This is a genomic window from Longispora urticae (assembly GCF_053902585.1).
Genome location: NZ_JAQZSH010000021.1, coordinates 285,662 through 295,653, shown reverse-complemented (window position 1 = coordinate 295,653; position 9,992 = coordinate 285,662). Strand labels below are relative to the sequence as shown.

Here is a 9,992-nt window from a genome sequence, read left to right as displayed (position 1 = left end):
CCGGGGGCGGGGCCGGCCGCGGCCGGCCCCGCCGTGGATTCCCCTCGCGGAGGCGTGCGCATGGATCAGCCGGACCCGGGTTCCCCCACGGGAGGCGAGCGGGCCGTCTCCGGTTCCGACCGGGGAGGCGAGCGGGCCGCCTCCGGTTCCGGTCCGGGAGGCGAGCGGGCCGCCGCCGCAGGAGGCGTGCGGCCGGACGTGGCCGTGGACGTCTTCCTGCTGGCCGGGCAGTTTCCCGGCCAGAGCGCGCGGGACGCCCTCGACAACTGTGTCCGCTACGCGCTCGCGGCCGAGCGGGCCGGCTTCGGCGGCGTGTGGCTGGCGGAACACCACTTCATCCGGTACGGCAGGTGCGCCTCCGCCCCCGCCCTCGCCGGTTACCTGCTGGGCCGGACGAGCACGATCGCCCTCGGTACCGCCGCCGCGATCCTGTCCAACCGGCACCCCGTCGCGCTCGCCGAGGAGGCGCTGCTGCTCGACGCGGTGTCCGGGGGGCGGTTCCGGCTGGGGGTGGCCCGGGGCGGGCCGTGGGTCGACCTGGAGGTGTTCGGCACCGGACTGGCCCGGTACGAGCGCGGGTTTCCCGAGGCGTTGGACGTGCTGCTCGACGCGCTCGGCGGGAAGGTGGCCGCCGCGGGTGAGTTCTTCGACTTCCGGCCCGTGGACCTGGGGCTGCCCGCGGGTGGTGCGCCCGTGTGGGTCGCCGCCACCTCGCCGGGGACCGTGGCGCTGGCCGCCGCGCGCGGACTGCCGCTGCTGCTCGGCGTACACGACGATGATCTTTCGAAGGTCGCTCTTCTGCAGTACTACCGCGCGGCCGGTGGGCCCGCCGACGCCCCGCACGCGTCGGCGCACCTGGTCGGGGACCCGGACCAGCTCCGCAGGGCCATGCCCGGCTGGCTCGCGTCCACGGCCGACTACGTCCGGCTGGTGCCCGGCGCGGGGCGGGACCCGGTGGCCTATCTGGAGCACCTGCTGGCGATCAGTCCGGTGGGGACGGTCGAGGAGTGCGCGGCGGGGCTCCGGGCGAGCGCGGCCGTGACCGGGGTGCGGCACCAGCTTCTCCTGGTGGAGGGCGCGGGCGATCCCGCACTGGTCCTTTCCACCATCGAATCCCTCGGAACGTCGTTATCAACTGTCTGTTGAGCTGACTAGTCAAAGCCCAGGGTGTTGATACGGTCACACCTTCGGTTCTTCAGCCTCCCTCATGGACAGAGACGAAAATTGAGCATGCCTGAATCCCCGGACGGGAACAACTCACAGCACAAATTCCCGCCGCCGGACGCCCCATTCCCGACCGTGCCGGACGACACCATTCCGCCTGGTCAGGCAGGGCCTCCGCCGCCGCCGTTCGTGGGTTACCCGCCCGGCCCGCCGCTGGGGATCGTGCCGGCGAAGAAGAACAAGAAGGGGCTGTGGATCGGGCTCGGAATCGGCGGCGCGGTGCTGGTGCTCTGCTGCTTCGGCGGGATGATCGCCGCCCTGGCAGGAGGTAAGGATTCAGCTAAAAACGCCGAGGTCGCGGCCCCGGCCGAGGCCACGAAGGCCGCCGGGGCGACGGCGAGCCCGGCCGCCCCCGCGAAGGAGGCCGCGGTCGCGGGAATCGGCACGGCGGTGCGCGACGGCAAGTTCGAGTTCGTGGTGCAGAAGATCGAATGTGGAAAGACGCAGGTCGGGGGCGAATACCTCAACAAGAAAGCGCAAGGCCAATTCTGCATGGTCACGCTCGCCGTCAAGAATATCGGCGACAAACCCCAGACCCTCTACGACAGCAACCAGAAGGGTTTCGGGGCCAACAACGCGCGCTACGCCCCCGATTCGACCGCCGGACTCTACGCCAATTCCGAGGGCGACGGGTCGGTGTGGATCACCGAAATCAATCCGGGAAACCAGGTCACCGGCCTGGTGGTGTTCGACATCCCCAAGGACGGCAAACTGCTGACCCTGGAGCTGCACGACTCCGCGTTCTCCGGCGGGGTCAAGGTCAAGCTCCAGTAGTTCAGTCGCCCAGGGCCCAGCGCAGGGCCGACCCGAGGTCGGAGTGCTCGAAACGGTAACCGGCCGCCGTCAGAGCCTCCGGCATCGCCCGCTGCCCGGTCAGCACCTCGGAGCTGAACTCGCCCAGCACCAGCCGCAGCCCCACCGACGGGGCGGGCAGCACCGCCGGCCGGTGCAGCGCGGCGGCCAGCTCCTTCGTGAACTCGGCGTTCGTGACGGGGGCCGGGCCGACCATGTTGACCGGGCCGTGCACCGCCGCCTCCAGCAGGAACGTGGCCGCGCCCAGCCAGTCCGCCAACGTGATCCACGGCATGTACTGCCGCCCCGACCCCAACCGGCCCCCGACCCCGGCCCGGAACAGCGGCAACATCCGGGGCAGCAGCCCGCCGTCCCCCGACAGCACCAGCCCGGTCCGCAGGTGCGCCACCCGCACCCCCGCGTCCTCGGCCGGCCGGGTCGCCGCCTCCCAGGCCCGGCACACCTCCTGGAGGAAGCCCTCGCCGAGCGGGGAGTCCTCGGTGACCAGCCGGTCGCCGGTGTCGCCGTAGAAGCCGATCCCGGAGGCACTGAGCATGACCCTCGGCCGTACGGGGGCGGCGGCCACGGCGCGGGCCAGCACGGCCGTGGGCTCGACCCGACTGTGCCGGATCGTGTGCTTGTAGGCCCGGCTCCACCGCCGGTCGCCCACCCCGGCGCCGGACAGGTTCACCACCGCGTCGGGGGTGCCCAGGTCGAGCACCTCCGCGTACGGGTCCCAGCGTGACTCGTCGGGCGCCTGCACCGGCCGGCGGACCAGCCGGGTCACCTCGTGGCCGTGCGCCGTGAGGTGGTGCGACAGGGCTGTGCCGAGGAAACCGGACGCGCCGGACATGAGTACCCGCATGCGGCCCATTGTCGCACCACCCGGGCGGGACAGGGCCGTCTCCGGCCAGGCCGGACCCTCCCCGCCGGCTAGCGGACGGGTTCGGACTCCACGATGCTGGTGCCCGAGCCCTCGCGGGACTCCCACCGCCACTCCTCGTGCAGCCGGAGCCGGCCGTCGGGGAGGGCCTCCACCCGGGCCAGGCAGTGCCCGGCGTCGGTGCGGCCGTCGGTGGTCAGCTGGCTGTACCGGAAGTCCAGGGTGTCGCCGTCGCGGGTGCCGACCAGGTGACCCAGGCGGATCGAGCCGCCCGAGTAGCTGGCCCAGACGAGGTCGCCGTCCTGGTGGTACTCGAAAACGGTGTCCGTGCCGACGTCGCCGCCGACCACGTCCGCCACGGCCCGGAACACGCGCCCGTCAAGATCCATCGTCCGAGCATAGAGAAGCGGCGGACCCCGTGGGACCCCGAGCACGCGGAAGCGGCGGGCCCCGAGTGGGACCCGCCGCTCTCCGTGGTTCAGATGCCGCAGCCAGCGCCGCGACAGGTTCGGGAGCGGACCCCCGAGCCGGGTACTACAGACCCAGGTCCGCCTCGAAGTTACCGGCCTCCAGCCGCTCCTTCATGGTGACCAGGAACCGGGCCGCGTCCGCGCCGTCCACCAGGCGGTGGTCGTAGGACAGGGCCAGGTACACCATCGACCGGGGCACGATGATCTCGCCCAGGTCCGGGTCGGTCACGACGACGGCGCGCTTGACGACGGCCCCGGTACCGAGGATCGCCGACTGCGGCTGGTTGATGATCGGCGTGTCGAACAGCGCGCCCCGGCTACCCGTGTTGGTCAGCGTGAACGTGCCGCCGGACAGCTCGTCCGGGGTGACCTTGTTGGAGCGGGTCCGCTCGGCGATGTCGGCGATCCGGCGCGCGAACCCGGCGAGGTTCAGGTCGCCCGCGTTCTTGACCACCGGGACCATGAGGCCCTTCTCGGTGTCCACGGCCATGCCGAGGTGCTCGGCCTCCGGGTACGTGATGGTGCCGGCGGCCTCGTCGATCCGCGCGTTCACCACCGGGTGGATCTGGAGCGCCTCGACGGCGGCCAGGGAGAAGAACGGCAGGAACGACAGCTTCACGCCGTGCCGGGCCTGGAACTCGGCCTTGGCCTGCTGGCGCAGCTTGGCGATCCGGGTGACGTCCACCTCGACGACCGTGGTGAGCTGGGCCGCGACCTGCAGCGACTCGACCATCCGCTTCGCGACGAGCGCGCGGAGCCGCGACATCTTGACCGTGCTGCCCCGCAGCGGGCTGGGGGCGGCGACGGGCTTGGACGCCTGGGTACCGGCGGCGGCCGGCGCGGCGACAGCGGCTGCCACCGGGGCCGGGGCGTTGGCCTTGGCCTTCTCGATCGCGTCCTGCACGTCCTGCTTGCGGATCCGGCCGCCGACACCGGTGCCCGACAGCGACGCGAGGTCGATGCCGTGCTCGCCGGCCAGCTTGCGGACCAGCGGGGTGACGTAGCCGTTGTTGCTCTCGTCGGCGCCGTTCTGCGCGGCGGGCGCGGGCCGGGCCGGAGCGGCCGGAGCCGGGGTGGCTGCGACCGGGGCCGGGGCGACCGGGGCGGGCTGGACCGGAGCCGGGGCCACGGGGGCCGGAGCCACCGGGGCGGGCGCGACCGGGGCCGCAACGGCGACCGGCGGGGCCGGCGTCGCGGCGGGAGCGGGCGCGGGAGCCGCCGGAGCGGGGGCGGCCGGAGCGGCACCCGCCGCGCCGATGACGGCGAGCACGGAGCCGACCGGCACCGTCTCGTCCTCCTCGACGCGGATCTCCAGCACCGTGCCGGCGACCGGCGACGGGATCTCGGTGTCGACCTTGTCCGTGGACACCTCGAGCAGCGGCTCGTCGGCCTCGACCGTCTCGCCGACCAGCTTCAGCCAGCGGGTGACCGTGCCCTCGGTGACGGACTCGCCGAGCAGCGGCATCGTGACCTCGGTGCCCTGCGCCGGAGCGGCGGGGGCGGCCGGGGCCGCGGCAGCCGGGGCGGCGGCCGGCGGCGCGGGGGCCGCGACCGGGGCCGGAGCCTCGGCCACGGGGGCCGGGGCGGCAGCGGCGGGGGCCGCCGGGGCGGCCTCGACCGTCTCGCCGTCCCCGGCGATCACAGCGAGCTCGGCGCCGACGGGGACGGTCTCGTCCTCGGCGACGACGATACGGGCGACAACCCCGGCGACCGGGGAGGGAATCTCGGTGTCGACCTTGTCGGTGGACACCTCGAGCAGCGGCTCGTCGGCCTCTACCCGCTCCCCCTCCTGCTTCAACCAGCGGGTGATGGTGCCCTCGGTGACACTCTCACCGAGAGCGGGCATGGTTACCGAGACCGGCATCTCGTTCGACTCCCTCGTAAGGTTCTTCTCTTAGGCGTGCGCGTGCAGGGGCTTGCCGGCCAGGGCCAGGAAGGCCTCGCCGAGCGCCTCGTTCTGGGTCGGGTGACCGTGGACGAGCTGGGCGACCTCGGCCGGGTACGCCTCCCAGTTGTAGATCAACTGGGCCTCGCCGATGAGCTCGCCGACCCGGGCGCCCACCATGTGGATACCCACGACGGGGCCGTCGGTCACCCGTACCAGCTTGATGAAGCCCTGGGTCTTGAGGATCTGGCTCTTGCCGTTGCCGCCGAGGTTGTAGTTGTACGTCTCGATCTTGTCCGAGCCGTACCGCTCCTTGGCCTTGTCCTCGTTGAGGCCCATCGAGGCGACCTCGGGGTCCGAGTAGGTGACGCGCGGGATGCCCGACTCGTCGATCACCGGCGGGTTGAGGCCCGCGATGTCCTCGGCCACGAAGATGCCCTGCTGGAAGCCGCGGTGCGCGAGCTGCAGGCCGGGGACGATGTCGCCGACCGCGTACACCCCCGCGACGTTGGTCTTGAGGCGCTCGTCGGTGAGGACGAAGCCGCGGTCCATGGTGATGCCCTGGGCCTCGTACCCGATGTTCGCGGTGGCCGGACCACGCCCGACGGCGACGAGCAGCAGCTCGGCCTCGAGGGTCTCGCCGCCCGCGATCGTCACCTTCACGCCGGTGGCGGTCTTCTCGAGCTTCTCGAACGGCTTGCCGACCTTGAAGCCGATGCCGCGCTTGCGGAAGGTCCGCTCGAGCTGCTTGGAGATGTCGGGGTCCTCGGCGGCCACGAGCCGGGGGAGGGCCTCGACGATGGTGACCTCGGCGCCCAGCGACTTCCACGCGGAGGCGAACTCGACGCCGATGACGCCGCCGCCCAGCACGATCGCGGAGGTCGGGACCTTCTGGAGGTTCAGCGCGTGCTCGGAGGCGAGGACCTTCTCGCCGTCGAGGTCCAGACCGGGGATCGTCTTCGAGTACGACCCGGTGGCGAGCACGATGTTCTTGCCCGTGATCCGGCGGCCGGCGACCTCGATCGTGTTCGGCGCGACCAGCGTGCCGGCGCCCTCGATGTAGTCGATCTTCGAGGACTTGATCAGACCCTGCAGGCCCTTGTACAGCTTGGCGACGACGTCGTCCTTGTACTTGTTGACGCCGGGCATGTCCACGCCCTCGAGGGTGGCCTTGATGCCGAAGTCCTCGGAGTGCCGCGCGGAGTCCGCGACCTCACCGGCGTGCAGCAGCGCCTTGGTCGGGATGCAGCCACGGTGCAGACACGTGCCGCCGACCTTGTCCTTCTCGATCAGTGCCACGGTCAGGCCGAGCTGAGCGGCACGCAACGCGCACGCGTAGCCCCCGCTGCCGCCGCCGAGGATTACTACGTCGTAACCGTCGCTCACGTGATCTCCTAGAAGACTCAGCAGTTCCGTGGTCATCTTGTCACTTCAGGGTGCGTCCCCGCATAGCGACCCGTGGGTTCCTGTGCCCAAGCACACGTTTCCCGGGCGCGGCGCCGGGTGGCGCGTCGTGGTTGCCGTGGTCGCGGGGGCGCTGGACGATATATGGTGCGCGGTCGATTCGGCGGTAGGCTTCCGGGCACGGACGAGAGAGGAAACAGCGGTGGGGTGGTTTCGGCGGAACCGCAAGCCCGACGGGGACCGGACGGCCGACAAGGCCGCGGTCAACGCCGACCTGACACACCTGCGCGAGTGGGCGCGGTCCAGGCAGGGCGTCGAGGCGTACCTGGAGCCCCGGACCACCGTCACGGAGACCACCGTCATGCTGATCGCCCACGACGGTGAGTGGACCCGTCGGCGGGTGACCGGGCCCGACGCGGCCGGCAAGCTCGCCAACGAACTGGCCATCCCGCTGTACGAGGTGACGAAGGTCGGGTATCCGGGGCGGATGCGGGAGTTCAACGCCAGGCGCAAGGCCCAGGGCCTGTAGCACCGCGCCGCGCCGTGCGGCCGACGCGCCGTGCGGTCCCCGTGCCCCGGGAGAACGCAGGTCGGGAGGCCGCCCCGGTCCGTGGACCGCGACGACCTCCCCCGGCGGACTAGCCGTTGCGCGCGATGTCCTCGACGCTCTCGATCAGGGTGCGGACCGGCACACCGGTGCCGCCCTTGGCGATGTAGCCGTACGGCTCGCCCGAGTGGTAGGACGGGCCCGCCACGTCGATGTGCGCGAACTCGACGCCCTCGGTGACGAACGCCGACAGGAAGATGCCACCCTGCAGCATGTGGCCGCCCCGGTCCATACCCGCCGAAACCTGGAGGATGTCGGCGATGTCGGACTCCATGTTCTTCTTGATGTCGTCCGGCAGCGGCATCGTCCAGCCCTGCTCGCCGACCCGGTCGCCGGCCGCCTGGACCCGCGCGCACAGCTCGGGGGTACCCATCAGGCCGTGCACCCGCTTGCCGAGCGAGATGACCTGGCCGCCGGTGAGCGTGGACGTCTCCAGCAGGTACTGCGGCCCGTCCTCGCAGGCCCGCGCGATGGCGTCGCCCAGGATCATCCGGCCCTCGGCGTCGGTGTTGAGCACCTCGACCTTCGTGCCGCCGTACATGGTGACGATGTCGCCCGGCCGGTACGCCGTACCCGAAGCCATGTTCTCCGCCATGGGCGCGTAGGCGACGACCTCGACCTTGGGCTTGAGCGCGGCGATCGCGATCATCGTGGCGATCACGGCGGCCGCCCCGCCCATGTCGCTCTTCATCTCCCACATGCCGGCGGCCGGCTTGATGGACACGCCGCCGGTGTCGAAGGTGATGCCCTTGCCGACCAGCGCGATCTTCTTCTTCGCCGACTTGTGCTTGTAGGAGATCCGGACCAGGCGCGGCTTGGCCTCCGAACCCTCGCCGACCGCCAGGATGCCGCCGTAGCCGCCCTTGCGCAGCGCCTTCTCGTCGAGCACCTCGACCTCGAGGCCGGCCTTCTTCGCGGCGGCGGTCGCCAGGTCGGCGAACGACGGCGGGCGCAGCTCGTTCGGGGCGGTGTTCACCAGGTCGCGGGCCAGCGCCACGGCGTCGGTGACGACCACGGCCCGCTTCAGCTCGGCCTTGGCCTCCTTGTCGGCGGCGTCGGTGACCAGCACGGTGACCTGCGAGACCGTGGCCTTGGGGGCCGGCGTGGACTTGTAGCCGGCGAACCGGTACGCGCCGAGCAGCGCGCCCTCCGCGACCGCGCGCAGTCCGCCGTCCTCCCCGGACAGGCCCGGCAGCGCCAGGGCGACCTTCGCGGTACCGGTCAGGGCGCGCACGGCGGAACCGGCGGCCCGGCGCAGCGTCTCGGCCGGGGCCGGTCCGGCGGTGCCGAGGCCGACCGCGACGACGACCGGCGCGGTGGTCGCGCCGAGCGACGCGAGCTTGGTGACCTCACCGACGGCACCGGTCGCGCCCAGCAGGGCGAAGGTGGCGGCCAGCTTGCCGTCGAACGCGGCGTCGACGCCCTCGGCGCCCTGGGCGAGGAGGGGAGCCGCCGCGGGGTCCGCGTCGCTGTACACACCGACGACGATCGCGTCGACGGGAAGTTCTGCCGGGTCGGTGTCGGCGAGGGCGAGCGTGGTCACACGATGCTCCGTTGCGGTCGGTGGGTAACGATTTCCCTGCCGATGCTAACCAGGTCTGGACTCGCGATAAGTTGCAACCATGACAGAACAGCTCCTGCGCTCACCCCTGCACGACCGGCATGTCGCCCTTGGTGCGAAGTTCGCACCCTTTGGTGGCTGGGAGATGCCGTTGGAGTACGCCGGAGGGGGTGTCCTCAAGGAGCACTCCGCGGTCCGGGAGTCCGTGGGTGTGTTCGACGTCTCCCACCTGGGCAAGGCCACCGTGTCGGGGCCGGGCGCGGCGGACTTCGTCAACCGGTGTCTCACGAACGACCTGAACCGGATCGCGCCCGGCAAGGCGCAGTACACCCTGTGTTGTGACGACGCCACCGGTGGTGTGGTCGACGACCTGATCGCGTACCTGCACGGGCCCGACCACGTCTTCCTGATCCCGAACGCGTCGAACACCACCGAGGTCGTCCGCCGGCTCGTCGAGGCCGCGCCCGAGGGCCTCTCGATCGTCAACCAGCACCCCGACTACGCGGTGCTCGCCGTGCAGGGGCCGCGCTCCACGGAGCTGCTGGAGAAGCTGGGCCTGCCGACGGACCACGAGTACATGTCGTTCGAGACCGCCAAGCTGGGCGGCGCGGAGCTGACCGTCTGCCGCACCGGCTACACCGGCGAGCACGGCTACGAGCTGGTCGTGCCGGCCGCGCAGGCCGCCGAGGTGTGGGACGCGCTGTTCGGTACCGACATCGAGGTCCGCGCCGCAGGCCTGGCCGCCCGCGACACGCTGCGCACCGAGATGGGCTACCCGCTGCACGGCCAGGACCTCTCGCTGGAGATCTCCCCGGTGCAGGCCCGGGCCGGCTGGGCCGTGGGCTGGAAGAAGCCGGAGTTCTGGGGCCGCGAGGCGCTGCTGGCCGAGAAGGCCGCGCCGCAGCGGGTGCTGTGGGGCGTGCTGGCCACCGACCGGGGCATCCCGCGCGCGCACATGACCGTGCTGCGGCCCGGCACCGACGAGGTCGTCGGCGAGGTCACCAGCGGCACGTTCTCCCCGACGAAGAAGATCGGCATCGGGCTGGCCCTGATCTCGACCGCCTCCGGGCTGACCGAGGGCGACCAGGTCGAGCTGGACGTCCGGGGCCGCCGGTCCGTCGTCACCATCGTCAAGCCCCCGTTCGTGACCGCGTCGACCAAGTAAC

General features: G+C 71.9%; 9 protein-coding genes. 4 read left to right on the top strand and 5 right to left on the bottom strand.

Annotated features, from left to right (window positions below):
* The first annotated feature begins 60 nt into the window (after nt 1–60).
* Both PT931_RS12565 and PT931_RS12560 read left to right on the top strand, forming a co-directional pair.
* A complete protein-coding gene (locus tag PT931_RS12565; RefSeq protein WP_456245894.1) occupies nt 61–1,146 on the top strand; it encodes an LLM class flavin-dependent oxidoreductase in 1,086 nt (361 codons plus the stop codon).
* An 84-nt stretch (nt 1,147–1,230) separates the two neighbouring features.
* Complete coding sequence (locus PT931_RS12560) at nt 1,231–1,998, top strand: DUF4352 domain-containing protein (protein ID WP_456245893.1); 768 nt, start codon at nt 1,231–1,233, stop codon at nt 1,996–1,998.
* A gap of 1 nt (nt 1,999) precedes the next feature.
* On the opposite strand, the gene PT931_RS12555 is transcribed toward PT931_RS12560, so the two are convergent.
* From PT931_RS12555 to lpdA, 4 genes are all read right to left on the bottom strand, one after another.
* Nucleotides 2,000–2,881, bottom strand: coding sequence for a TIGR01777 family oxidoreductase (locus PT931_RS12555; RefSeq protein ID WP_456245892.1), 882 nt, complete (start codon nt 2,879–2,881; stop codon nt 2,000–2,002).
* A 68-nt stretch (nt 2,882–2,949) separates the two neighbouring features.
* The gene (locus PT931_RS12550; protein WP_456245891.1) at nt 2,950–3,288 is read right to left on the bottom strand and encodes a hypothetical protein; all 339 of its coding nucleotides are present in this window, start codon (nt 3,286–3,288) and stop codon (nt 2,950–2,952) included.
* A gap of 145 nt (nt 3,289–3,433) precedes the next feature.
* The gene (gene sucB, locus PT931_RS12545; protein ID WP_456245890.1) at nt 3,434–5,233 is read right to left on the bottom strand and encodes a 2-oxoglutarate dehydrogenase, E2 component, dihydrolipoamide succinyltransferase; all 1,800 of its coding nucleotides are present in this window, start codon (nt 5,231–5,233) and stop codon (nt 3,434–3,436) included.
* A gap of 30 nt (nt 5,234–5,263) precedes the next feature.
* Nucleotides 5,264–6,676: a dihydrolipoyl dehydrogenase gene (gene lpdA, locus PT931_RS12540; RefSeq protein WP_456245889.1), complete on the bottom strand. Its 1,413-nt coding sequence runs from the start codon at nt 6,674–6,676 to the stop codon at nt 5,264–5,266.
* A gap of 184 nt (nt 6,677–6,860) precedes the next feature.
* On the opposite strand from lpdA, the gene PT931_RS12535 reads away from it, so the two are divergent.
* The gene (locus tag PT931_RS12535; RefSeq protein WP_456245888.1) at nt 6,861–7,187 is read left to right on the top strand and encodes a hypothetical protein; all 327 of its coding nucleotides are present in this window, start codon (nt 6,861–6,863) and stop codon (nt 7,185–7,187) included.
* A gap of 109 nt (nt 7,188–7,296) precedes the next feature.
* Here PT931_RS12535 and PT931_RS12530 read toward each other — a convergent pair whose 3' ends face one another.
* The gene (locus PT931_RS12530; protein ID WP_456245887.1) at nt 7,297–8,808 is read right to left on the bottom strand and encodes a leucyl aminopeptidase; all 1,512 of its coding nucleotides are present in this window, start codon (nt 8,806–8,808) and stop codon (nt 7,297–7,299) included.
* 79 nt (nt 8,809–8,887) lie between these two features.
* On the opposite strand from PT931_RS12530, the gene gcvT reads away from it, so the two are divergent.
* Nucleotides 8,888–9,991: a glycine cleavage system aminomethyltransferase GcvT gene (gene gcvT, locus PT931_RS12525; RefSeq protein WP_456245886.1), complete on the top strand. Its 1,104-nt coding sequence runs from the start codon at nt 8,888–8,890 to the stop codon at nt 9,989–9,991.
* The last annotated feature ends 1 nt before the right edge of the window (nt 9,992 follow it).

Excerpts from the sequence above, each read along its gene's own strand:
- PT931_RS12565 (WP_456245894.1), top strand. The coding sequence starts at position 61 with ATGGATCAGCCGGACCCGGGTTCCCCCACGGGAGGCGAGCGGGCCGTC.
- PT931_RS12560 (WP_456245893.1), top strand. The coding sequence starts at position 1,231 with ATGCCTGAATCCCCGGACGGGAACAACTCACAGCACAAATTCCCGCCG.
- PT931_RS12555 (WP_456245892.1), bottom strand. The coding sequence starts at position 2,881 with ATGCGGGTACTCATGTCCGGCGCGTCCGGTTTCCTCGGCACAGCCCTG.
- PT931_RS12550 (WP_456245891.1), bottom strand. The coding sequence starts at position 3,288 with ATGGATCTTGACGGGCGCGTGTTCCGGGCCGTGGCGGACGTGGTCGGC.
- sucB (WP_456245890.1), bottom strand. The coding sequence starts at position 5,233 with ATGCCGGTCTCGGTAACCATGCCCGCTCTCGGTGAGAGTGTCACCGAG.
- lpdA (WP_456245889.1), bottom strand. The coding sequence starts at position 6,676 with ATGACCACGGAACTGCTGAGTCTTCTAGGAGATCACGTGAGCGACGGT.
- gcvT (WP_456245886.1), top strand. The coding sequence starts at position 8,888 with ATGACAGAACAGCTCCTGCGCTCACCCCTGCACGACCGGCATGTCGCC.